At 41.1% G+C, this 23,082-nt stretch carries 23 protein-coding genes, 1 pseudogene and 1 riboswitch; of the genes and pseudogenes, 7 read left to right on the plus strand and 17 right to left on the minus strand.

Features of this window, described 5'->3' with window-relative positions:
* Positions 1 to 21 precede the first annotated feature (21 nt).
* Entirely contained in the window at positions 22 to 870 is an 849-nt protein-coding gene (locus FD16_RS04940; protein WP_010621254.1) for a PfkB family carbohydrate kinase, read from the plus strand.
* Here FD16_RS04940 and FD16_RS04945 read toward each other — a convergent pair.
* Positions 860 to 1,375 carry an O-acetyl-ADP-ribose deacetylase gene (locus tag FD16_RS04945; RefSeq protein WP_010621253.1) on the minus strand — a complete coding sequence of 172 codons (516 nt, stop codon included), beginning with the start codon at positions 1,373 to 1,375 and terminating at the stop codon, positions 860 to 862. The genes FD16_RS04940 and FD16_RS04945 overlap by 11 nt on opposite strands.
* A 110-nt stretch (positions 1,376 to 1,485) precedes the next feature.
* Positions 1,486 to 1,584, plus strand: a riboswitch (purine riboswitch).
* Between the two features lie 73 nt (positions 1,585 to 1,657).
* Between FD16_RS04945 and FD16_RS04950 the strand changes: the two genes are divergently transcribed.
* The gene (locus FD16_RS04950) at positions 1,658 to 3,013 is read left to right on the plus strand and encodes a nucleobase:cation symporter-2 family protein (protein ID WP_010621252.1); all 1,356 of its coding nucleotides are present in this window, start codon (positions 1,658 to 1,660) and stop codon (positions 3,011 to 3,013) included.
* A 72-nt stretch (positions 3,014 to 3,085) separates the two neighbouring features.
* Here FD16_RS04950 and FD16_RS04955 read toward each other — a convergent pair whose 3' ends face one another.
* Both FD16_RS04955 and FD16_RS04960 read right to left on the minus strand, forming a co-directional pair.
* The gene (locus tag FD16_RS04955; protein ID WP_010621251.1) at positions 3,086 to 4,516 is read right to left on the minus strand and encodes an MFS transporter; all 1,431 of its coding nucleotides are present in this window, start codon (positions 4,514 to 4,516) and stop codon (positions 3,086 to 3,088) included.
* A gap of 132 nt (positions 4,517 to 4,648) precedes the next feature.
* Positions 4,649 to 6,550, minus strand: a complete 1,902-nt coding sequence (locus FD16_RS04960; protein ID WP_010621250.1) for a M13 family metallopeptidase — start codon at positions 6,548 to 6,550, stop codon at positions 4,649 to 4,651.
* Positions 6,551 to 6,695: 145 nt separating this feature from the next.
* On the opposite strand from FD16_RS04960, the gene FD16_RS04965 reads away from it, so the two are divergent.
* On the plus strand, positions 6,696 to 6,908 hold the full coding sequence (locus FD16_RS04965) for a heavy-metal-associated domain-containing protein (RefSeq protein ID WP_010621249.1): 213 nt from the start codon (positions 6,696 to 6,698) through the stop codon (positions 6,906 to 6,908).
* Positions 6,909 to 7,076: 168 nt separating this feature from the next.
* On the opposite strand, the gene FD16_RS04970 is transcribed toward FD16_RS04965, so the two are convergent.
* The 6 genes and pseudogenes from FD16_RS04970 to FD16_RS04995 form a co-directional block, all read right to left on the minus strand.
* Entirely contained in the window at positions 7,077 to 7,730 is a 654-nt protein-coding gene (locus FD16_RS04970) for a sugar O-acetyltransferase (RefSeq protein WP_010621248.1), read from the minus strand.
* Between the two features lie 147 nt (positions 7,731 to 7,877).
* Positions 7,878 to 8,135: pseudogene (locus tag FD16_RS13340) on the minus strand (cysteine hydrolase family protein); the annotation flags it as partial.
* A 139-nt stretch (positions 8,136 to 8,274) separates the two neighbouring features.
* On the minus strand, positions 8,275 to 9,585 hold the full coding sequence (locus tag FD16_RS04980) for an NCS2 family permease (protein WP_010621247.1): 1,311 nt from the start codon (positions 9,583 to 9,585) through the stop codon (positions 8,275 to 8,277).
* A gap of 185 nt (positions 9,586 to 9,770) precedes the next feature.
* Positions 9,771 to 10,064, minus strand: a complete 294-nt coding sequence (locus tag FD16_RS04985; RefSeq protein ID WP_010621246.1) for a hypothetical protein — start codon at positions 10,062 to 10,064, stop codon at positions 9,771 to 9,773.
* Positions 10,061 to 11,419, minus strand: coding sequence for a vWA domain-containing protein (locus FD16_RS04990; RefSeq protein ID WP_010621245.1), 1,359 nt, complete (start codon positions 11,417 to 11,419; stop codon positions 10,061 to 10,063). Before FD16_RS04990 ends, FD16_RS04985 begins: the two co-directional genes overlap by 4 nt.
* Positions 11,419 to 12,603 carry an ATP-binding protein gene (locus FD16_RS04995; protein ID WP_010621244.1) on the minus strand — a complete coding sequence of 395 codons (1,185 nt, stop codon included), beginning with the start codon at positions 12,601 to 12,603 and terminating at the stop codon, positions 11,419 to 11,421. Before FD16_RS04995 ends, FD16_RS04990 begins: the two co-directional genes overlap by 1 nt.
* A gap of 147 nt (positions 12,604 to 12,750) precedes the next feature.
* Here FD16_RS04995 and FD16_RS05000 point away from each other — a divergent pair, with 147 nt between their 5' ends.
* Positions 12,751 to 14,142: a glutamate--cysteine ligase gene (locus FD16_RS05000; RefSeq protein WP_010621243.1), complete on the plus strand. Its 1,392-nt coding sequence runs from the start codon at positions 12,751 to 12,753 to the stop codon at positions 14,140 to 14,142.
* Positions 14,143 to 14,571: 429 nt separating this feature from the next.
* On the opposite strand, the gene FD16_RS13015 is transcribed toward FD16_RS05000, so the two are convergent.
* The 5 genes from FD16_RS13015 to FD16_RS05020 all read right to left on the minus strand — a co-directional run bounded on the left by FD16_RS13015 (position 14,572) and on the right by FD16_RS05020 (position 16,728).
* A complete protein-coding gene (locus FD16_RS13015) occupies positions 14,572 to 14,742 on the minus strand; it encodes a hypothetical protein (RefSeq protein WP_010621242.1) in 171 nt (56 codons plus the stop codon).
* A complete protein-coding gene (locus tag FD16_RS05005) occupies positions 14,720 to 15,433 on the minus strand; it encodes an NAD(P)H-dependent oxidoreductase (RefSeq protein ID WP_010621241.1) in 714 nt (237 codons plus the stop codon). The genes FD16_RS13015 and FD16_RS05005 overlap by 23 nt, the downstream gene beginning before the upstream one ends.
* 6 nt (positions 15,434 to 15,439) lie before the next feature.
* Positions 15,440 to 15,760, minus strand: a complete 321-nt coding sequence (locus FD16_RS05010) for a hypothetical protein (protein ID WP_010621240.1) — start codon at positions 15,758 to 15,760, stop codon at positions 15,440 to 15,442.
* Between the two features lie 50 nt (positions 15,761 to 15,810).
* A complete protein-coding gene (locus FD16_RS05015; RefSeq protein ID WP_010621239.1) occupies positions 15,811 to 16,146 on the minus strand; it encodes a DUF7671 family protein in 336 nt (111 codons plus the stop codon).
* A 189-nt stretch (positions 16,147 to 16,335) separates the two neighbouring features.
* Positions 16,336 to 16,728, minus strand: a complete 393-nt coding sequence (locus tag FD16_RS05020; protein ID WP_010621238.1) for a hypothetical protein — start codon at positions 16,726 to 16,728, stop codon at positions 16,336 to 16,338.
* Positions 16,729 to 16,862: 134 nt separating this feature from the next.
* On the opposite strand from FD16_RS05020, the gene FD16_RS05025 reads away from it, so the two are divergent.
* Positions 16,863 to 17,771, plus strand: a complete 909-nt coding sequence (locus FD16_RS05025) for a linear amide C-N hydrolase (RefSeq protein ID WP_010621237.1) — start codon at positions 16,863 to 16,865, stop codon at positions 17,769 to 17,771.
* A gap of 5 nt (positions 17,772 to 17,776) precedes the next feature.
* Positions 17,777 to 18,412, plus strand: coding sequence for an NAD(P)H-hydrate epimerase (locus FD16_RS05030; RefSeq protein ID WP_155804317.1), 636 nt, complete (start codon positions 17,777 to 17,779; stop codon positions 18,410 to 18,412).
* On the opposite strand, the gene FD16_RS05035 is transcribed toward FD16_RS05030, so the two are convergent.
* Positions 18,402 to 19,985 carry a BCCT family transporter gene (locus tag FD16_RS05035; RefSeq protein WP_033385482.1) on the minus strand — a complete coding sequence of 528 codons (1,584 nt, stop codon included), beginning with the start codon at positions 19,983 to 19,985 and terminating at the stop codon, positions 18,402 to 18,404. The two genes, FD16_RS05030 and FD16_RS05035, sit on opposite strands and share 11 nt — an antisense overlap.
* A gap of 163 nt (positions 19,986 to 20,148) precedes the next feature.
* Entirely contained in the window at positions 20,149 to 20,730 is a 582-nt protein-coding gene (locus FD16_RS05040) for a sugar O-acetyltransferase (RefSeq protein ID WP_029508297.1), read from the minus strand.
* Positions 20,731 to 20,991: 261 nt separating this feature from the next.
* Between FD16_RS05040 and FD16_RS05045 the strand changes: the two genes are divergently transcribed.
* The gene (locus FD16_RS05045) at positions 20,992 to 21,240 is read left to right on the plus strand and encodes a hypothetical protein (protein WP_010621233.1); all 249 of its coding nucleotides are present in this window, start codon (positions 20,992 to 20,994) and stop codon (positions 21,238 to 21,240) included.
* A 195-nt stretch (positions 21,241 to 21,435) separates the two neighbouring features.
* Here FD16_RS05045 and FD16_RS05050 read toward each other — a convergent pair whose 3' ends face one another.
* Entirely contained in the window at positions 21,436 to 22,980 is a 1,545-nt protein-coding gene (locus tag FD16_RS05050; protein WP_010621232.1) for an ABC transporter substrate-binding protein/permease, read from the minus strand.
* Between the last annotated feature and the right edge of the window lie 102 nt (positions 22,981 to 23,082).

Below are 23,082 nucleotides of genomic sequence, written 5' to 3' on the forward strand. Positions count from 1 at the left end.
TCACCAAAGGAGCGAGATGATATGTCTCACCAACAAACATCACCATTTATGGTGGCACAGGACTTGTCGGCAGTCAGCACCCTTTCAATGGGTGTCTCAGTACCAATTTTGTCGGCCTTCGGTCAGCCCCTAGCCATCTTACCGACCAGTCTATTGTCGACACAAACCGAAGAATTTGGTACACCTGCTAAAATAGAATTATCCGACTTTTTACCTCGTGCTTTACAGCATTGGCAAGAACAACAGATCCAGATTAGTGGTGCACTGACTGGTTATTTAGGTTCTAACCGCATCATTGACCAATTAGCTGAGGTAATTACACGACATCCCCGTAACCTAATAGTTGTTGACCCAGTAATGGGTGATCAAGGATCCCTGTACCCGCAGTTGCCATCTGATTATCCTGAGCACATGCGCAAATTCATCAGAGCTGCCGATGTGATCGTCCCTAATTTGACCGAAGCGCAGTTTTTGACTGGGTTGTCCACAAACCAAATCAACACTGTAGATCAAATACTGCCATTGTTAAATGCCCTTCAAAAATTACTCAAACCGCAGGCACACGCTGTTATTACTGGCATTGTACTTTCAAACAAAGTGGGCTGTGCTTGGATCAACGATAACGGTCAAGTTCAATTCGTTGGTAGGCCAATCTTATCAGGTCACTTCTACGGTAGCGGAGACGTATTTGCATCATTACTAACTGGCTACTTGCTAAATGAAGAACCTCTGCCACAGGCGATCAGGTTAGCCACGAGCAGAACCTTTATCGCACTTCAAGAAACCAGTCAATCTGACATTCCACGTAAATTTGGTATTCGTTTAACCAAATTAATTAATGATATTGCTTCATATACATCTAGAGATTAATTTGAGTTAACGCATCTTGGTACGCAGCAAACGTTGTGTCGTCAAAGCACACCATTGTCACTTCAGTTACAGTCTTTGCTGTCTCCAAAAAATCACGAAGCGTTTCTGTCGCAATTTTCGCTGCTTGTGACAAAGGAAAGTGAAAAACACCGGTACTAATTGATGGGAAAGCCACCGTATGACAGTTGTTTTGTTCCGCAAGTGTCAAACTATTAAAGTAAGAATTGTGTAATAACTGTGCTTCGTTTTGATTTCCGCCATGCCAAATTGGTCCTGGAGTATGTATCACATATTTAGCCGGCAGCCGAAAACCAGCCGTGATTTTTGCTTCGCCAGTCTGCGCACCGTGCAATTTCATCGTTGCAGCCAGTAGCTCTGGTCCCGCGGCTCGATGAATCGCCCCATCAACGCCTCCACCTCCTAATAAGGTAGTGTTTGCTGCATTCACGATTGCGTCCACGTGCATGGTGGTGATGTCACCTTTAATTACCTTAATATTCGTCATTAAAATCGTCTCCTTTACCGTTCTAATTGTATTCTAACTTGGTATCGTTTACATGTAGATTTCCCAATTTTTACCTTGTTTCCGTATTTTTTCGGTGGTAACATTCAGTTATAAATTAAATCGCAATTGCCTATATAATGCCGCAATACGGGCGGTAAGTTTCTACCCAAAACCGTAAACTTTGGACTATAAGCAAACTGAGTTGGACTCTTTTTGCCTATGCATTAATGCAGGCAAAAGAGTCCTTTTTATTTTCAGACAATTGCACCTAGGAGGATTATTTTGAAAGCTGCTGTAACTCTTAGTGCGACTCATTCACAAGCACAGGCTAAATCTCGTGAGGTATCAACATGGAAAGCCATCATTTTAGGGATTCAACACCTATTGGCGATGTATTCTGGTGATATCTTAGTACCATTATTAATTGGTGGTGCACTTCACTTTAATTCTGCCCAAATGACCTATTTAGTTTCAGCAGATATCTTCATGTGTGGCATTGCAACACTGCTACAACTGCGCACCACCCCATTAACGGGGATTGGTCTACCGGTTGTTTTAGGCTGTGCTGTCCAGGCAGTGTCACCATTAGAATCAATTGGTGGCACACTGGGGATTACTTACATGTATGGTGCGATTATTTGTGCCGGCATCTTTGTATTCCTGATTGCCGGATTATTTGCTCGAATTAAAAATCTTTTTCCACCAGTTGTGACTGGTTCTCTAATTACTGTCATTGGTTTTACACTAGTACCAGTTGGCTTTCAAAATCTTGGTGGCGGCGATGTAACTGCCAAATCATTTGGTAGTGTTTCCAACCTAGCCATCGGTTTTATTACCATTTTGATTATTATTGCTGTTAACGCATTTGCCAAGGGGTTCATTAAATCTATCGCCATTCTGATTGGAATCGTAGCTGGTTCATTAATTGCCGGAGCAATGGGAATTGTTTCATTAAACCCAGTGGCGCAGGCTTCATGGTTCCACCTACCGCAATTCTTCTACTTTGGCGTACCAACTTTCAACACGTCTTCAATCGTGACAATGATGCTAGTTTCAATCACCACCATGATTGAATCAACTGGGGTATACTTTGCGCTCAGTGACGTGACCGGGATGAAGTTAAAAACTAATGACTTGAAGCGTGGTTACCGTGCTGAAGGAATTGCCGCCGTTTTAGGTGGTTTGTTCAACACCTTCCCATACTCAACTTTTTCACAAAATGTCGGAGTACTGAAATTATCTGGTGTTAAAACTCGTAAGCCTGTCTATTTCGCCGCCTTCTTCCTTGTTTTACTAGGACTCTTACCCAAGTTTGCGGCCATTGCCACGATTATTCCTTCAGCTGTCCTGGGAGGTGCAATGATCGTCATGTTTGGTATGGTCGGTGTTCAAGGCATTCAGATCTTGAAGAAGGTTGACTTCTCCAAGAACAGCAACTTAATGGTTGCTTCGATGTCGATTGGTTTGGGACTCGGTGTCACCGTTTATCCTCAAATCTTCCAGCACTTGTCTACAGAATGGCAGTTAATGTTGAGCAACGGCGTGGTTGTTGGTAGCGTAACAGCCGTAATACTTAATTTGATTTTAAATCACGATTCATTTAAGAAGAACACCGCAAAACAAGAAGCTACTGAATAATCTTTCTAATTATTAATGTACGCACTTTATCAAAAAAAACGTTCGAACCTTAACAATTCGAACGTTTTTTTATTAAGCAGCCTGTCTTTTAGCCCTTCGTGCACTCCAATATCGGTACGTCACAATCAACAGTGCCACCACCGAAATTAAGGCACCGACAATAAATGAAATGGAAAAGGCCTTCACAAAAGATGATCCCAATGCTGGTGTAATATGCTGCACTCCTGGCAATTGTGCAAATAGCATCACTGACGCAGCACTAATACCAATAGTCATTCCGAAAGTTCGTGCAAATGAATTGAACGAACCAGCTACGCCAGACAAACTCTTATCAACCGTGCCCATTGTAATTGCATTGTTTGGTGATAGAAACATTGCCATTCCCACCCCGTTAGCAATAATTGGTATCAAAATACTGAGTAAACTGGCGTTCTGTGAGTAGGTAGCATACCCTAATTGAGACAGCAACAAGACGATTAAGCCAAACATAGTCAATAAATTTCGATTCATACGATCAGCCAAATAACCAGTAATTGGCGTCACAAGAATCATTGCAGCCGGCTGACCAATCATAATCAGCCCACTCGCAAACGCTGAATAGCCGTCAAAACTTTGCAGATAGAATGGCAATAAAATGTTTGAAATTGCATTGACTAAATTAACCAAAAACAGCGCACTGATCGACACCAAAAAAGCTTCATTGCGCGCAATGGATGGATCAATCCACGGGCTTTTTGACAAATCATCCTGTACAAATGCGAATATCGTAATCACTAGGCCAACCATCAGAACGCCCAACCCCATCAAATAATTATGATTAGCAGCCGTAAAAAACGAACTACTTAAAAAGAAAATAATTACGCCGATGGTGAATAAGATTTGCCCAGTCCAATTAGCGACTTTCAACTGTGATTTAATATTTTGCCACGATTCTTTAGGAATTGGTAATGCTTTGCACCCAAATAGCAGTACAACCAACCCAATCGGTACGTTTAATAGAAAAATCCAACGCCATGAAAGTACCGACAGCACAAAGCCACCGACTGCTGGTCCTGAGATGGCTCCTGCAGATATAAACACTGAGATCATCGACAATGCTTCTGCCCGATGCTGGTCATCAAACGATTCAGTCACAATTCCCATTGAATTGGCCATAATCATCGCAATGCCAATTGACTGGACAACACGGCCACAAATCAAAACAGTAAAGTTTGGCGCAAATCCGTTAATTGCGGACCCAATTAGGAAAATACTGCCACCGTTAATAAAAACGTAGTCCTTTGAAAACAGATCACCCATATGACCGAATAACACCAACAGACAGGTTGTACCAATCAGACCGGCCTGCACAACCCATGTCGACATACTATTAGAAATATTCAAATCTAACGAAATTTTAGGTAATGCCAAATTGATGCTTGATCCAGCTAAGCTAGTCAAAAAAGAAAATAATCCCAAGACAATTAAAGTTCGGGTACTCCCCTTATGTGTCTCTGCTTTCATTTTGATCCCCCCAATTAGTAGAATGCAGATAACTACGGGATAATATTCAAAGATATGCAGGAACTTTCATTCCTGCAACATCTTTTCGGCTTAATCATTACAAATTAATCGAGAGGTGACGTTCAATTATGTTTACCAGATATTAACGCGCTTATCTGGATCCATATACATCTTATCGCCGGGTTTGATATTAAACTCAGAGTAGAAATCAGCCAAGTTTTGTACCTGAACATTGGCACGTAGCTTAGCAGGCGCATGCACATCAATCGAAAGTAATAACTGCATGTACTGTGTTGTAGCTTTCATACGCCAAATTGTTGCCCAGTTAATGAAGAATCCACGAATATCAACATCGTCTTCAGACTTGGCAGCTTCGAGTGCACAACTTAAGCCACCACCATCAGCAATATTTTCCGACACAGTGAGTTTACCATTTACTTTTTGGTCAGCGAACTCGATCCCATCAAACTCATCAATCATTTTCTGTGACAATTGTTTAAATTGAGCATAATCCTCGTCCGTCCACCAGTTGTTCAAGTTACCATATTCGTCAAACAATGAACCGTTATTATCAAACGCATGTGAAATTTCGTGTGCAATTACCGCACCAATACCACCGTAATTTTGACTGCTACCCTGCTTAAGACTGTAGAACGGCGCCTGTAAAATGGCGGCAGGGAACACGATAATATTTTTAAATGGGTGATAGTACGCATTAACGGTTGCCGCACTCATTTCCCAGCGATCACGATCGACTGGTTGGTTCCACTTACCAAACATATCCTCAGTCATCACGCGAGTCATGTTGATCGCGTTATCAAGTAAGGTTTGCGATTCATCAACGTGTAATTTGGCATATAGTGGATCAATCTTGTCAGGATAACCAACTTGGATGCCTAACTTGTTGAGCTTCACGATTGCCTTATCGCGGGTGGCTTTACTCAACCATGTATTGTTGGCCAATCGATTTTGGTAAACACTGATCATTTTTTCGACCATGCCACGAACATCAGCCTTAGCTGTCTCACCAAAATACTTACGTCCGTAGTAATCACCGACAACTTGACCAAACATTCCCATTGCTAGGTAATAAGCAAACTTCTTTTGTTTCTTAGGTGCTTTACTACCAGATAGTGCCCGACTATATTCACCAGAAATCACACGCAAATCATCAGTTAAGTAACTACTCAAGCCATAAACAGTCTTGACGATCATCCAGCTCTTAAATGCGGCAAAATGATCATCACTCATCACTTCGTCAAAAGCATCGACAAACTTAGGCTCCATCACAATCAATTTTTCAGGCTTGGCACCAACTAGTTCTTGAATAACAGCGCCAAGATCTAACTGCTGACTGTGGGCTGTAAATTCATCAAAGGTCTGTGGATTATACATTTTGCTATAATCAGCGGATTCTTCAGCACTCTTCACGTGTGGCACTAGTAGCCGATCAAATGTCAGTGTATCGTCAATCAGCTGCTTAGTCTTAGCGTCATCATAACCCATTGCATTCAGCAACTTGGTCATCATCGAACTAAATATCTTTAATAATGTATCTGCCTGTGGGTTACCATCAGCGTAATACGTCTTATCTGGCAGGATTAAATTTGGTGCTGCGATAAACAGGGCATTAATTTGTGCATTCTTCATATCAGCATCAATATCAAATCCGAGTGGGCTTGGCAATCCAGCTAGTAGCCATTCACTCCAGTGCTGTTGAAAATCAGCATACGAATTCATTTGTTCGATTGGAGCAACCAACTTTTTCAGTGGCGCAGTCTGTTCTTGATCACGACGGTCAAAATCGCGTGCCAGACGATAGTACTTTAAAAATTCTTGTAACAATGGGGTTTGTGCATCAATTTTGCCATCTAATTCGTCAAAATCACCCATTAATTGTTTATCAATTTCATCGACAAGGTCGTTAAAACCACCAGTCGCGGGCTTATCATCGGGAATCTTGGCCGTTTTTATCCAGTCACCGTTCACCGCCTCATATAGATCATCTTTAATCAATGCTTCGTTAATTGCCATTACTGATCCTCCAATCCTAATTTTCCTCCTAATTATACCTTTTACGGCGTACTTTTGACATTATTTGCTCATTTGACCATTCATCGTTTTAGCGTAAAATAATCACCATCAGTTACGTAACTGAATACATAGAAGGAGTGATCATATGTCACAAATTGCAACGGTTAAAGGAATGAGATGCGCTCGTTGTAAAATGCGCGTTCACCATACTTTATCGAATTTAGATGGTGTGGAAGATGTGAGCGTTGATCTTCAAAACGGTAAGGCTACAATTACTGGGACTAATTTAACTAAAGAGCGATTAAATGCCGCATTTGATGGAACCAAATTTTCAATTACCGCTGTTACTGAAGAATAGTGACTCGGCGCTGGTAAGTTTTAGTTAACCCAGTTATAGTTATGTATATAAAAAGTGAAGACTGCTGTCACAGTCTCCACAAGTTCGCAAGCTCTAGTTACAGTACGTATGAGGATAGCTAACCTTTATGGTTGGCTTTTTTTATTGTCTCAAACACTACAATTCTGATTACCTATGAAATATTTCGCCACTGTTTAATCGATCCAAATAATCCTGCGTCACTTTATGTTGTTTAAAGTAATACTCACGATCCCGTTTATCAAACCTGCGCACCACTTTAGCTGGATTACCATAGGCTAATGAGTTCTCTGGGATATCTTTGGTAACGACGGCACCGCCACCAATTACAACGTTATCGCCAATGGTGACATCCGGTAAGATAGTGACACCTGCGCCGATCCACACATTATTGCCAACCCTAACGGGATAAGCGTATTCTGCTCCTGTTTTAAGTCGTAAATCTGGATCTAGTGCATGTCCTGCCGTGTAAATACCAACATTGGGGGCAATCAACACGTTATCACCAAACTCAATTGGTGCAGCGTCTAGCAAAGTTAAATTATTATTGGAGAAGAAGTTTTCTCCAAGTTTAACGTTAAAACCGTAATCGGTCGCAAATGGAATTTCAACGAAATAGTTGCTTTCCACTTTGCCAAATAACTCTTTGATAATTTCTTTGCGACGATCTAGTTCACGGTAATTTAAATGATTATATTCAAATAACAGATCACGAGCCTTCATCCGAATATCAAATAGTTCTTGTGTTTGATGATATAACTCACCATTAATCATCTTGTTTAATTGGTCATGTTCTTCTGACACGGTTAATACTTCCCTTCACCTTAGTTATCTAATCGCTTTCATTACTGATCATTTTCTCATAGATTTAGGGTGATGGTAAATATTTATTGAAATTTATTTTTTGGTTGTACGGATGAATTTGATTAATAATATTTAAGTTATCAGTATCTACTCTAAAAACGTCACAAACCTACTCTTCCACACGTACTCGTAATGCTTATACAATATATCTAAAGGAATCAACTCATTTCCAGTTTCAACAGTTGAGACAGTTCCATGGGTCATGAAAATTTTATATCCAAGATCGAACGCCACTTTGGTAGTATCAACACAAAAAGGGACTTCTGCTTCACAAATTTCTAGTTCATTAATATTTAGGTTTTTCAACAGATACTCAAGCTGAGTTTTATAAAATGCATCTGGATGGGTTTTTCTTCTGACTGCTGATTACGTGCAAAAACAAACTGATCTCTATCGTATAACAGACAAATCCCCTTATGGCCGAAGTTCAGGCCATAAGGAGATTTGTCTGTTATACCACGAGATCAACCCGTTTGTTTTTGCACTACTCTACATTTAAAATCCACATAAATCCAATAAACACAAAGAACAAAGCATACATAATTGGGTGTACTTCCTTACCGCGCTTTGCTGCAATCATTGTGATTGGGTAGACGATAACGCCTAATGCTAGGCCATCTGAAATACTATATGTTAATGGCATTCCCAATACAATCAAGAATGATGGAATGGCAATTTCCATTTCACCCCAGTTGATGTGCTTGAGCGATTGTGCCATCAATACACCAACAATAATCAAAGCTGGTGCCGTTACTTGGTCCGTGACGACCGTTAATAATGGTGAGAAGAACATCCCTAAAATGAAGAACAATCCAGTTGTTACAGCCGTGATTCCTGAACGACCACCAACCGCAATTCCGGCTGATGATTCAACGTAGGCCCCAACTGGTGATGTTCCCAAGACTGAGCCAACCAACATGGCAGTTGAATCTGACATAAGAGCTTTGCCGACACGTGGCATCTTGTTATCCTTCATGAAGCCCGCTTGTTGAGCCAAGCCAACTAGAGTACCGGCCGTATCAAAGAACGTTACCAGTAAGAAGGTCAGCACAACGACCCATAATTGGACAGTATTAATGTCACCAATATGGCTGATACCAACACCAAATGTTGGCTTTAAACTTGGTGCACCTGAAATAATTGAACTTGGCATTTTAATTAAACCAGTTACCAGGCCAAGGATTGAGGTTAAGAACATCCCAATGAAAATTCCACCAGGAATACGACGGACCATCAGAATTGAAGTCACAATTAAGCCAAAAATGGTGAGCCAAGTGGTACCAACTGATAATGACCCCAGTCCAACAACCGTTGACTTATTAGCAACAATTAAGCCTCCATCATTTAAACCAAGAAAGGCGATAAATAAGCCAATTCCGGCAGAAATGGCATATTTTAAATCACTTGGAATAGCATCAATGATCAATTCACGAAGTTTAAAAATCGTGATCAATAAGAAAATAAGTGACGCGACAACAACGCCTGCCAAAGCTGTTTGCCACGGCACTTTCATACCGATAACAACCGAATAAGCAAAAAATGCGTTAATTCCTAGTGCAGGGGCGGTGGCGATTGGGTAACGGGCCAACACACCCATCAAAATACAGCCGAGGGCACTTGCCAAAGCAGTTGCAGTGAACACTGCGCCCTTATTCATTCCGGCGGCGCCTAGCACGCTGGGGTTGACGAACAAGATATAAGCCATTGAAATAAAAGTGGTAAAGCCGGCCAATATTTCCCGCTTGAACGTCGTATGTAATTCATTTAATTGGAAATACTTTGTAATTGATGACATGAAGTTTCCATTCCTCTCTTAAATATACGAACGAAATCACGTAAGCTATCTTATAATATTCGTTATTGAATGTAAAGAGTAAAAATGGAATTAAAACGCTTACGTCAATAATAGACCGTTAAACATGATTATCGATAATAAAAAAGCTCACACTCCGGTATTTCAAAACCGTTGTATGAGTTGGATTAATCAAATGATGATAGCAGCTCTCTTTTAGCTGCTGGTGTTAGCCATTCATCGTGTGCCACGATAAACTGACGAATGTCTTTATACTGTGTAAAATCACGTTTACCCTTAATTAATCCAGCGGTCTGTAGCTTACGTGCCCAAACAACATCACTGGTTTTAATCAAGTCACTAAACAAATGATTTTCTTGTGTATCCCAATTCTCGGACAACAAGCGAATAGCCCGCTGATATGAAACATCATGTACCATCACTGACTGCATATCAGCTGGCGATAAATAAGTTTGTGTCATTTTAATCCTCCTGTGATTGCTTGATAATTCGGATCATCTTGAAGTGAAACGACCCGTTGATTAACATTTTCAACTGACAACTCACTGCGTTGTGTTGTTAGCACCCAAAGCACGTTCGTGAAGTGGTAAGGCTCGATTTTAGACTCGCCCCAGCCATCGGTCAGCACAATCGCTAGCGTGTCGTTATTAGTAGCATGCTGTTGGTGTAGAAAATTAAAAATACTTTGAAAACTGGTACCGCCACCACCGATTCGTTCAAAACGAATTTGGCTGTACTGCTTAACTTCATAAGCATCATCCCCATGAACCACGGTATCAAAACTATAAACCGTTAATTTTGCTTCGTATACCTTCATAATGTCGCGAATTTGGTTAAGTAAGTAACTAATCTCACGTTGTCCCATTGAACCAGAATTGTCCACAAACACTTCAACATTAACAACCATATTAGTGATCTGTCCGGGTAAATCCATTCGTACCGGCTGTCGACGATTAAATCGTGCATACGAATTCTTTTTGCCTAATGGAATGGTACCCAAGGATTTTTTAAACAGTTGTCGCCAATTTAATCTTGGTTCATCATTGACCTGTTCCAGTTGTTCGCGAACTTTGCCAGGTAACAGTCCCCTTTGCTTGTCTGGGGTATTCTTCCAGGCACTATCAAGCATTTGTTTTAAGTTGGCAACTTGTTGACTCTCATTTTGTTGATCACTATCAGTCTGCCATCCATCATGTGAATCTGTATGCACATTCTGACTTGGACTATTGCTAATCTGTTGCCTGTCAGTATCCGCTTGTCGATCTAACTTAGTTGATTCATCACTATCAGACCGGTCATCATTGTTCAATTTGCCATGCTCAATAATTGTTAGATAGCGTTGTGAATCTTCACGAGTTGGTAATTTATCATCAAGCAAAGGCTGCAATTTTTCCAAGGTCATCGTGCCCACAGGTGCAGATGACAAGTATTGATTAACCGCTACGTCTGTCGCAATGGACACGTTATTTTGATGCGAGTAGTTACGATAACGGATTGGGTGCTGCCAGACAATGTGCAAAACTTCGTGTTTTAATAAGTTGGGTAGTTCATCACTCAATTTAAGTTTACTTAATTCGTGTGGATTAATGACTAACTCCAGTGAATTATTCCGCCACTTCAATCCCATAATTGCCGATATTTCATAACTATAACGGCGCGGCAATTGCAGCAACACCTCACCATAAAGACGCTCATTTTGTAATAAATCGACCACTGACTCACTCATGATTTGTTCGGCCAATTTACCAGCCGTTACCGGGTCAGATCCAGTTTCTCTGAGTTGCGTCATTAAATGTTGAAAATTTTGCTGATTCACTACGCATTCTCCCCTGCATCATTGCGTGTTGCGATCACCGCTAGATAACGATACAAACGAGCCACAGCTGACTCATCGTTTCCTGTTTGTTGGATTTGGTCGTACATTGATTCTAAAATATCGTGCTGATGTTCAATCTGACCAGCTGCTAAAACTACCGAGTACTGACCGTCATAACTCAACTCCTGCAGTAATTCCACAAAACGAGATGCGTTTTGTTCTTCGGCTAACGAATATTCGCCAGTTTGCGCAATGCATTGCTTCAGTAGACGTTGCTTGCGTAGTTCATCTGCTTTGCTAAACTGTTCCTTAACTTCCTCAAAATCATCGCCTTCAAAAATAGTGGCAACACTTAACTGATTATTTTGTTCCTGAATAAAACTATTGAATGCAATACCAACATTTTGTCCAAGATCGCCCTGCAATAAGTCTAACTGAATTGACGCCCGTGACGCCTCGTCTAACTCGTCCAGCTGAGTTAAATTATCTGAAACCCGTTGCCAAGCCCGCGGTGTTGGATACAGATCATCTCCATGTTGTGCTGGGTGCAACATCTCTGGTTGTTCTTGAATGTAGCCTTGAACAAGTGAATGAATATTGCCGTTACCGGCCCACTCCAACCAATCGTTAACATCAACACGCATCACTAACCGCACAGTTCGATCCTTGATTGCCGCATCACCGGCAGTGACACCATAATTAGAATCTTCAAATCCAGCCATGGTACTGTCCGGGTTTTCAGCAATGACAATGTGAACTTGTTCAGGCAACTTCAGAGAATTAATTTCACGTTGCAACACTAGGTTCATTAGTTCACTCTGAACGGCCTGCGTACCACGGTTAAATTCATCTAGAAACCAGATGATCGGTTGAGCTGGATTATTCTCCGCATATTTAATAATATCAACTAACGTCTGCGAATAACCAAACTGGACGTTTGCCAGCGTCCCATAATCACGCGTTTTAACGAATGACTCATCAGTTAATGGTGGTACCGGAATTGCCAAGTCTCCTTTTTCAGATAAACTAACGACCGTGGTAAATAGATGAGCACCTATCGCATCGGCGACATTACCGACCAATGCAGATTTACCAATGCCGGCCTCACCAACAATGTTTGGTACATTACCCGCCCGAATAACTAGTGGCACGGCGGTAAGCAATGATTGATATGAAAGTGACATATTTTTCTTCCTTTACTAATAGCAATATTTCTTTTACGTTAACACGATTGATAATAAATGCAATTAAGAATTGTTGCGAATGAATTGTTTATATACGTAATCCGCGGTAAAATACCGTAAATCATAATTTACATAGGAGGTAATCCGATGTTTGACGAAATTGGTAAAACTATCTTTGAAAATGAAATTGTGGCTACTGCCAGTGATTTCAATATGGGCATTGAAGTCGAGATGCACCGCGTCGATACCACCGGGCACCTCAGCAACCGTCCTTACCCAAAGGCTGTTGGTAACCAGCGCAAAAATAAGTACATAAAAAATGATTTCTTACAAATGCAGACAGAAATTATCACGCCAACGACCGCCCATTCCAGTGACGCCATGAACTATCTCATGCAACTAAATGACACCCTCAGAAACGCACTTGCCCCTGATGAAATTCTCTGGCCCCTCAGCATGCCACCAGTCTTGCCAAAGGACAAACACGAAATTGCGATTTCAGACGTTGATCCTGACAAAAAGGCCTACTATGAACAGTGGGCTAAAATCCACGGTATGACTTCAGGTATTCCTACTGGCGTTCACCTTAATATTAGCATTAATGACCAGGTGATTGATACATTATGGCATGCCGCTCAACAACATGCTCACCCTGACAAAGCGGCTTACATTAACCACCTATATGAAAAAATTGTTCAAGGCATTGTTTCATACGAATGGCTAATCACTTACCTATTCGGTAACAGTCCAATTGCGGAAAAGAATTTTTTTGACGACGATACGGCACCGACATCTTCAGTTCGCAGTATTCGTGAATCTCATTTTGGTCTCGGTAATAACCTAAAAGGTGACTATTCATCTGTGGCTAACTACATTGATAAGATCGAAGCTGGTATCGATAGTGGTGAATTGCTTAATGAAGCTGAATTCCATGGCAGTGTGCGGTTTAAGAAGAGCGATGCTTCTATTAAAGAAGCCCTTAACTCTGGCGTCGACTACATCGAATTGAGAATGTTGGACCTCGATCCGGGGACTGCCGTGGGCGTGCGAACTTCCACGATTCGTTTTATCCGTATGATGATGACTTATTTCTTGTTTGCACCGGCACTAACTAGTCCTGACAAAATGCAGGCCAAATTGGCTCAGGGCATGGCAATGAACGAAACCGTGGCGCTCGAAAATCCTAAAGAAAAGACCATTTACCAACGTGAAGGGCAAGAATTAATGGATCAACTTCAAGACTTCGGTGCCACCATTCACTGGGGGCCAGAATACCAGGAAGTATTGGATCTAATGCAAGATCGTCTCGACAATGTCAATCTGACACCAGGCGCTATTTTGTGCGACAACATTAAGAACCATTCGCTCACGCTGTACGCATTGCAAATGGGTGCTCGTTACCAACGACGTGCGCATAAAAACCCAACACCTTTCACTGGCTTTGAGAAGCAACCAGATATGCCAGAAAACGAACTGAGACATAAACTATTTGATAAATCTGAGGAACCACAAATTAAAACAGATTCTAAACAAAAATAATTGAATTTCGTCTTAAAATTAGTATCCTATTATAGTTCGTGTATACGAACTTTTACTCATGAACCTTCTCCCAAGGGTTCGGAAGCCTTACCATGTTGGTGGGGCTTTTTTTATTTATCAACTGGCTGATCAAAGTATGTTTAAAAATGATGTAATTTCTTATCTTCTGATCTGAAACGCGTTTCGAAACACTGAGATTCATATAATAAGAGGCTTCGAGAACTCAATCGCATAACCCGCGATTAAATTTTTGGATATTTTCAATTTTTGCTTTAACTATTCTTTTCTTCTCTCTGATCTGAAACGCGTTCCGAAACACTGAGATTCATATAATAAGAGGCTTCGAGAACTCAATCGCATAACCCGCGATTAAATTCTCGAAGCCTCTTATTATACAATCTCAACCCGTGTTTCTCCACGCTCTAGTTTCTACCAGCCACTCCAACTTCTCCCATCTATCTCACCCTGTGCCTGATCAATGCGTTTTTGTTGTTCTATCATCACCTTTTCAAGCACTGCATAAAACGCCTGATCCGGGTAGTTATCCGCATGTTGCTGAAGTTGACTTACTGCTTGGTTAATCCAATCCGTTGTTGCCATTTTTATCTTCACCTGCGTTTTTTATCATCGATAAGGTCCACTGTAAATCCTTGAGTTCGTCTTGACCACTTTCTAACTGATCATACAATGATTGCACCATAATGATGTCATATTCGTTATCAAGCTTATTCATCTTATTCTTCAATTGCGCCAAGAACCACTTTGTTTGGCCGCTAAAATCTTGAAAGTCTGAATTCGTGGCGTACTGCTGATAGTCAGTCAGTAACTGCTCATGCTGTTCTTCGGTTTGATAGCCAAACTGATGCACAACAAAGGGAGCCAGATACTTCATTTTAACTTTTTTAGTCATCGCTTCGAATGGTCGCAAAATTTCTGACATCGTGAACTGTTCAGGTTTACCTGCACCGAAATCATCGCCAGCACTCGCCGTTGTCACCACCAGTCCCAACTCACGGTCTTCCATGACAAATTCTGGTGCTAAGGCGAAAGTGTCGCCAAATACATCATCAATCCACTTTTTCATCAGTGCTGGTGCACTGTACCAGTAAAGCGGAAACTGTAAAATAATCCGATCATTACTAATCAACAGTTGGCGTTCCTCTTTTACGTCAAACTGTGGTTCGATCGGATGCCACGTTACGTTGTCTAAGTTAGCTAGACTATCCCTAAAAAATGTCTGGGTTACTGACTCGTTGCGCTGTGGGTGTGCCACAATGATTAGAGTCTTCATTAGTTATCACCTTTCCAGGATAAACTCAATCTGCCCTTTACGGGTGGCAAAGTTAATCCCCAGAATTTCCTGTCCCAAGATTTTTTCATACTCTTCCAAAACATCATCCGGCAGTGGAGTGTGTACCGTTAATGCATCGACCAATTCATCCACCGAATAAGTATCGTTAATATTAACAAAAATATTAATACTATTAATAACGTCTCTTAATAAATCAGTCAGTAAAGCATTCGGTTTCCCAGCTTCATCAGTGACAACCACCTGTGAATTCCTGATATGACGGTGATTAACATTGATTAACTTTAACATCGTAAACACGGTATACATTAAATTCCACCCCACTCGCTTAGTTGGTATGAATTCTACCACTCCTAGGTTTATTTTTCACCGTCAACCTGTTCAAGCAATGATAGGCCGTTTTTTAATAATTCATCACTGATCGTCTCAGACGTGAATCGCTGCAGCGGCACTTCGCTGTGCCGATCCTTGAAAGCCATTTTTTCAACCTTAATCACCGCCACTAGCAAATCATTTTCAGTTAAGAATAACTGACCTAAGTGTTTAAATTTCCCCTTAGTGTGTTTGCCAGTTCGCCACACATGAAACTTGGCTTCGCCGTGCGCATCTTGTTTAAAGTAATAATTACCTGAATTGTCCATTTCAACTGGTAAGCCCGTGTAGCGATGAACTTCGTATTTTGCGTTTTTTGCCATTTTGATGTTTGCTCCCTGAAAATAAAAAAGCTGGAAGTTTTTTCCCGGCTCTTTTCGTGTTTTGATATCTTGTTTGATTAAACGTGCAAAAAAGAGCAGATGCCTGCTGTGTAAGCCGGAAATAACAATACTCCAAGTTCGGGAGTACCGTTATTTCCGGCTTACACTCTGGCATCTAACCGCTCTTTTTTACACTCTTGTTTGTTCTTCCGACACAATCGCCTTGGTCACCTGATATAGATAACCCTCTTGCAGTGCCTTGGCCCAACTGCCGGCGTCTACTTGTTCTGCCGTCACTATTAAGGAAAGCATTGCCTTGTACAGCGGCATTTCTTTTACCAACATTACCTGTCCGATTGTTAAGTGATTCATTTTTACTCGAATATGGTAGTGCCGCAGCGTCTTCTTGTACCGCGGATCAAAATCTGAACTTTCCTTGAATTCACGAATAAATTGCAACATTTGCTCATCATACTTTGGATAACCCATCTGTAAAATACCGTCTTCGCCATCCATTGACGTCCACGGGATTTCACGATTACGCATACTCTTAAAATAATCGACATACTTTGCTAAGTCCATTTGATCACCGCCTATCTCACCATTCATCTTAATAGATTTAGTATTAAAAGTCACCCAATCAGCAACAAAAAATTCTCACTGTTTTTATGATAAGTGATATTATGACGTTAAATCGTCAATCTGGAGATGATAACATGTGCACAAGTTTGACAATTAACGCTGACAACAATCATTTAATGTTTGGTCGCACCATGGATTTCCCTACCAAAACACCGTGGCAATTAACGTACCTACCAACTCAATACCATTTTCGTTCCGTCACGGGCGGTCAAGTCTTTACCTCACGACACGTAATCCTTGGAGGAATGCGACAAACACACGGGCATTATCTCATTGGCGACGGTATTAACGACGCTGGTCTAACCGTGGCTGAACTATATTTTCCCGTCGAGGCAACGTACTACGATGCCCCAGTTGCAGGAAAAATCAACTTATCACCACAAGACTTCACAACCTGGTTACTGGCGCAGCATGCTAGTGTTGCGGAAATCACAGCTGAACTATCACAAGTGGCCCTCATTGGTGTTCAATGGTACGATCTCGAGGCCATTTATCCATTTCACTGGGTCCTAGCAGACAAAACTGGGTCATATTTGATTGAACCAACTGGTCAACAACTGACCGTTCGAAAAAATCCTGTTGGGGTGCTGACCAACACGCCCAACTTTGATCGACAAATTGCTAATCTCAATCAATTTTTAAATTTAAATGATGCAAATTGGGGTGGCGCCACGCAGACCAAGGTGAAACAGTTTAACGGTGAAATTCCTAATCGAACCATCCCCACCGATCGCTTCATCAAAACCAGCATTTGGAAGTACCGTGACGCACCAACAAATCTGAGTCAACGAGATATCATTCAGTTTTTACACACGGTCAAGATTGACAAGCACAACGATCGCCATGATTATACACATTACTATGGCGTCATCGATACAGCGACCCAAGAATACTGGTTTCAAGGAGTCAACGATCCTACTACCACTAAAGTCTCCATTAAAGACCTCGCTGGTGAACCGACTCGAACCTTCGCAAAGGAGTAAAGGATATTATGACAAAAGCAATTACGGCAGCACAAATGAAACATTATGATCAATACACCATCAATACTATCGGTATTCCTTCAATGGTACTGATGGAACGCGCATCGTTAGCCTTGCGCGACGAAATTCTAAAGCAGTATCCGCAAGCTCAAAATATTACTATTGTGGCCGGATCTGGCAATAATGGTGGTGACGGTTTATGTGTCGCTCGCTTACTTCAAATTGCTGGCAAGCATACCACAGTGATCGAAGCCGGTAATCCAAATCATTTTTCTGAGGAACACCGCGCACAAGCTAAAACCTGTGATTATTATCGTATTCCACAGCTCACCACGCTTGATACTATCGACAGCGCGGACTTACTTGTCGATGCTATATTTGGCATTGGTATTGACCGGGAAGTTCGTGATCCATACGCATCAATCATCAATCAAATGAACGCAGCTAGTGCTCCAATCATTGCCGTGGACGTACCATCTGGAATTAACACCGATACTGGTGAGGTGCTCGGTACCGCCATTAAAGCCGACACAACGGTTACTTTTACCTTTAACAAAATTGGTTTAACAACAAAAAACGGCCAGCAATATGCTGGTCGCATCGTCGTCGCAGATGATATGGGCACCTACGCTACAGATTAATTAAATTCATTAGTTTTGCAGCTGCTGTATTTGCCTTACGTCTTTCAATTTGACGATTAAGACGCGTAATTGCACTGTCGGCCACGAAGACGTCGTCGTTTTGGCGAAGCATCTTCCAGGTTGACATAATCAGTAGCACGCAGACAATTACTAGCGGAAGACCAGCAATTGAACTAATCACTTGAACTGTCTTGAACCCACCAACGAACACAATCCCAAATGAAAAGATCATGAAGATTGCCATCCAGACTAAACGGTTAAATAGGCTGGGTTGTTGTCCAGGTTCTAATTTGCCGCTGGCAAATGATGAAACAACAAATGCTGATGAAGATATTGTCGTTGCAAGAAAAATAAAGCTTGAACCAGCGTAGATGATCAACATCAGATACTTCATTGGTAAGGTAGCAATAATCGTAGCAATCACGACCGCTTGTCCCTGGGTGTTCAAGATATGAATCAGGTTAATTGCACCACTTTGTTGCAGATACATTGAGTAGCCACCTAAAATAGCATAGAAACTCATGCAACCTAAAGCACCAAAGCCGAGCATGCCAAAGATCACTTGACGAATTGTACGGCCACGCGAAATGCGGGCAATGAATAGTCCCATGAATGGCATGTATGTCATCCACCATCCCCAGTAAAAGATTGTTTCCTGGTTAACCGTATTTGAAGCACCACTGGCGACTGAAGCAGTACCAGTACTCATCGCCGCAAATTTGGTGACTAATAATGCTAAACTGTGACCCTCCATCTTCAAGATATACATTGTTGGGCCAACTAATAACACAATTGCTAAAAAGGCAATCGCCGTCCAAATGTGTGCTGAACTTAGTCGATCAATACCACCCTTGATTCCCTTAAGCATCGTTAACGTAAAAATGGCAAACAGAACAACAAACATACCTAATTTTAACCAGATACTATCAGAGATACCCAGAAGCTGGGCAATAATTTTTGACAACACTGGAATTTCCATACCGACGGATGATCCAATTCCGCCCATAATCCCGATCACCACAAGATAATCGATTAATTTACGTAAGAACGCCTTATATGGCTGATCACCATCTAGCATTGGAATTGCGGCACTAATTCTCATCACATGGACATCTTTGACGTACATCATATAGCCAATTACAACTGCGGCCGATGCAAACATCATCCACGCCATTGGGCCCCAATCAAACTGTCCAAGCATGTGAGCATTTTGATAATTAGCAGCGGACATCGGCTTAGCACCAAATAATGGCTGTTGCACGTAACGAAGCGGATCGACCATGCTAAGCATCAAAATACTGGCATCAATGGCAGTTGCGAAAACCATGCTACCCCATTGGAAAGTACTGTAAGCCGGCTTATCGTTGGTTTTACCTAACTTTACTCGGCCAAAGTGACTTAATCCGATATACAAAAAGAATACAAAGTTAACAATATAAATCCCGAAGTACAGCCATCCTAATTTGGCACTGATGACGTTCATCAATCCACTTAAGGTTGTCTTTAATCCTGATCCACCGGCAATCAAGGCCACGGATACTAATAAAAACAATGCAGCTGTTGGCACAAACATCTTCTTATCGATATTTTGCTTTCTTAAAATAAAAAATTCCTCCAATTTCTCTCTACACAAAAAAGCACACTGACACAGTTGATCCACTAGGGATATCTGCACAGCGTGCTTTTGCTTGCCATCTTATACAAATACTCATGAATTCGCTCAATTTTTGATTGAATTAATCGCCGGGGATCACATCCCCATTTTCATCCAGATGATGGATAATTCTAGCCGGGTTGCCAGCAATCACCACGTCGTCACCAAATGATTTAGTAACAACGGAGCCTGCACCGACAACAACTCGGTCACCAAGCGTCACACCCGGTAAGATCGTGACGTGGCCACCCATCCAGACGCTATTGCCGACAGAAATCGGCTTACCTAGCTCTACATCGGCATCCCGTTTTTTTGCGGATAACGGATGAACAGGAGTATAAAACCCAACATCCGGTCCGATGTAGCAATGCGATCCAATCGTAATTGGACAAGTATCAAGTAACGTTAAGTGATAATTAGCGTAGAAATGGTCGCCAATATGAATATTGAAACCATAGTCAAACTCAAGCCCACCTTCAACGAAGAAGTCTTTTCCAGTTTGGGCAAATAGTTCTTTGACCTTTTGATTACGTTGTTCATTATCATCCAGCTGGTTAATACCAATCAGTTTATGTCGAATGAACGTTCGTCGCTCAATTAACTCAGGATCAAACTGCTGGTACGGTTCGCCATCTGTCATTTTCTCTCTTTGCGTTTTCATAATGGTATTAGAGTAACACTTATTAGTCACTTTGTTAAAAGAACGCCGAGAAATCGGCGTTTTTAGTCATATTTTAGATTTTTGGAAAGCGGATACATTGTTATAAGACTAACGATTAAAAATTTTTAAAATTAATTTTTTTATTTTTTTCTAAAATGACCATTTTTGCCGTCATTTCAATGTTCAAGGATGTTAACCATTAATTGATTTACTCGATTATTTTAGATACTCTATTACTAGGAAATTTAAATTTGGAGGACACTCATGTATAACTTTAAGGGAGCAATTATTATTATTGCTCTGGTCGTGATCATTTATTTACTCGACTACTTTTTACCAAAATGGTTTGGCTTTATTCCTAGCCTTGCCTTTTTGATTTATATGATCTGGATCATGATCGGACACGGAAACGGAAGTATTGTTGGATCAATTATTGTGATTATTATTGGCGAGATGATATTGGTTGGAATGTGGTCTGGGGCTGTTAGAAGTCGTGAACGTAGGCGGAAGTAGCGTCTTTTTTTACTGGGATTTTTCTGATAAGCTTCGATTGATTTGTTCATGGTCACTATTTTGGGATCACTTTCTGGCTATTGATAAAAAGCACAGATGCACCCTAAAATAAGCAACACTCTTATCGATCACCAAACCCGTGATCAATAAGAGTGTTGCTTATTTTAAATGCATCTAACCGTGCTTTTTATCGCTCTACTTTTTGGCCATCTTAACCTCATAATGTCTCAAAATTCTTGAAATTGCGAAAGTCAAAATGAAGTATAGGATCATGGTGATCACAATTGGAATGACCCCACGATAGGTATCCGCTTGGACAATCTTTAGTTGATAAATCATGTCAGAAACCCCAATGATAGAGACAATTGATGTTTCCTTGATTAAAGAGACAAACTCATTACCCAGTGCTGGCCAGATATTCTTTAGTGCTTGTGGCAAAATTACTGAGAACATCGTGTCATGCGAGTTCAGCCCTAGACTACGAGCGGCTTCATCCTGGCCCTTATCAACAGACAAAATACCACCACGAATCACTTCACAGACATATGCACCACTGTTCAACGATACCGCAATAATCCCGGAAACAACCGCCGGAATATTGACAATCACGCCTAAACCAAAGTAAACAAACAAAATCTGAACCATTAGTGGAGTACCACGAACGAATTCGACGTAAGCAGTCGCAATCCATCTAAGTACTTTAATTTTCTTAGCTAAACGCATAAATGCGAGAATGACACCAAGAATGAACCCACAAATAACTGAAATTGCACTAATTCCAATTGTGTATTCAACACCAATGGCAAAGTAGTGCCAGTAGTGCCACATTGATGTGTTATTAGTGTTGACCTTCATGTAGGATCCTGCTTTTTTCAGGTAACCTGGTATTAAGTTTTCCTTCTTAATTTCAGCAATCGACGTGTTGATTTGATTACGCAGTGATGTAGATCCCTTTTGTACTGCCACAACATCATTTGTCTGCGATGAACCTAGATTAAATTTTCCGTTAATTGCGACCACATTTTTATCGTTTGAAGCATACGCTTTAGCCGTTGGCTCATCAACTACCACACCATCAACTTTGTGTGATTTAAGGGCAATTACTAAGTCAGAAACTTGGTCCATTCCTTTAACCTTGGCATCCTTCACCTGATCCTTAGCCAAATTATATGGTAACGATCCGGTTTGCGCACCTAACGTCTTGTTGGCAAATGAATTACGACTCGTGTAGACGCCCTTATCGGTCTTGTTAATTAAAATATACTGACCCGCCTTGTAATACGAATTTGAAAAATCGACACTCTTAGCTCGCTTGGCTGTTGGGTTAACACCTGAAATAACCATGTCAACCTTGCCAGACTCTAGCGCAACTAATAATGAATCAAATGACATCTTTTTAATGACCAACTTAACGCCCATGTCTTTGGCAATTTTACGAGCGATTTGAATATCCATCCCCACTACCTTGCCATTTGAGGTAAATTCATAAGGTGGATAATCTGGACTCGTGCCAAGCACAATTTCTCCCTTGGCTTTAATTCTAGCCAGTGAATCATCACTGCTAGTTGTTACTGCACTGCTGGAAGTACTGGAACTACCACTAGTGCTTGATGATGATTGTGAACTGACACTGCTCGAACTGCTGCTGTTCTGCGCAGCACTCACAGAAGTTGTCAATGCTGGCATAATCATCATCAGGCTCAGCAAGCTCAGCGCTAATAACTTACAAAATTTTTTCATAAAATCGTCTCCTATAACAAATTAACCGATTTAGTATACAATACAACTGTATAAATATTCAATGAATCAGATGATTTTTCATTTGATTCTCATACTTCATTC

The sequence above is a fragment of the Paucilactobacillus suebicus DSM 5007 = KCTC 3549 genome, assembly GCF_001434475.1.
Taxonomy (GTDB): Bacteria; Bacillota; Bacilli; order Lactobacillales; family Lactobacillaceae; genus Paucilactobacillus; species Paucilactobacillus suebicus.

Bases quoted from the DNA above. Each gene is read 5' to 3' on its own strand.
- FD16_RS04940 (WP_010621254.1), top strand. From the start codon at position 22: ATGTCTCACCAACAAACATCACCATTTATGGTGGCACAGGACTTGTCG.
- FD16_RS04945 (WP_010621253.1), bottom strand. From the start codon at position 1,375: ATGACGAATATTAAGGTAATTAAAGGTGACATCACCACCATGCACGTG.
- FD16_RS04955 (WP_010621251.1), bottom strand. From the start codon at position 4,516: ATGAAAGCAGAGACACATAAGGGGAGTACCCGAACTTTAATTGTCTTG.
- FD16_RS04960 (WP_010621250.1), bottom strand. From the start codon at position 6,550: ATGGCAATTAACGAAGCATTGATTAAAGATGATCTATATGAGGCGGTG.
- FD16_RS04965 (WP_010621249.1), top strand. From the start codon at position 6,696: ATGTCACAAATTGCAACGGTTAAAGGAATGAGATGCGCTCGTTGTAAA.
- FD16_RS04980 (WP_010621247.1), bottom strand. From the start codon at position 9,585: ATGTCATCAATTACAAAGTATTTCCAATTAAATGAATTACATACGACG.
- FD16_RS04985 (WP_010621246.1), bottom strand. From the start codon at position 10,064: ATGACACAAACTTATTTATCGCCAGCTGATATGCAGTCAGTGATGGTA.
- FD16_RS04995 (WP_010621244.1), bottom strand. From the start codon at position 12,603: ATGTCACTTTCATATCAATCATTGCTTACCGCCGTGCCACTAGTTATT.
- FD16_RS05000 (WP_010621243.1), top strand. From the start codon at position 12,751: ATGTTTGACGAAATTGGTAAAACTATCTTTGAAAATGAAATTGTGGCT.
- FD16_RS13015 (WP_010621242.1), bottom strand. From the start codon at position 14,742: ATGGCAACAACGGATTGGATTAACCAAGCAGTAAGTCAACTTCAGCAA.
- FD16_RS05005 (WP_010621241.1), bottom strand. From the start codon at position 15,433: ATGAAGACTCTAATCATTGTGGCACACCCACAGCGCAACGAGTCAGTA.
- FD16_RS05010 (WP_010621240.1), bottom strand. From the start codon at position 15,760: ATGTATACCGTGTTTACGATGTTAAAGTTAATCAATGTTAATCACCGT.
- FD16_RS05015 (WP_010621239.1), bottom strand. From the start codon at position 16,146: ATGGCAAAAAACGCAAAATACGAAGTTCATCGCTACACGGGCTTACCA.
- FD16_RS05020 (WP_010621238.1), bottom strand. From the start codon at position 16,728: ATGGACTTAGCAAAGTATGTCGATTATTTTAAGAGTATGCGTAATCGT.
- FD16_RS05025 (WP_010621237.1), top strand. From the start codon at position 16,863: ATGTGCACAAGTTTGACAATTAACGCTGACAACAATCATTTAATGTTT.
- FD16_RS05035 (WP_033385482.1), bottom strand. From the start codon at position 19,985: ATGTTTGTGCCAACAGCTGCATTGTTTTTATTAGTATCCGTGGCCTTG.
- FD16_RS05045 (WP_010621233.1), top strand. From the start codon at position 20,992: ATGTATAACTTTAAGGGAGCAATTATTATTATTGCTCTGGTCGTGATC.
- FD16_RS05050 (WP_010621232.1), bottom strand. From the start codon at position 22,980: ATGAAAAAATTTTGTAAGTTATTAGCGCTGAGCTTGCTGAGCCTGATG.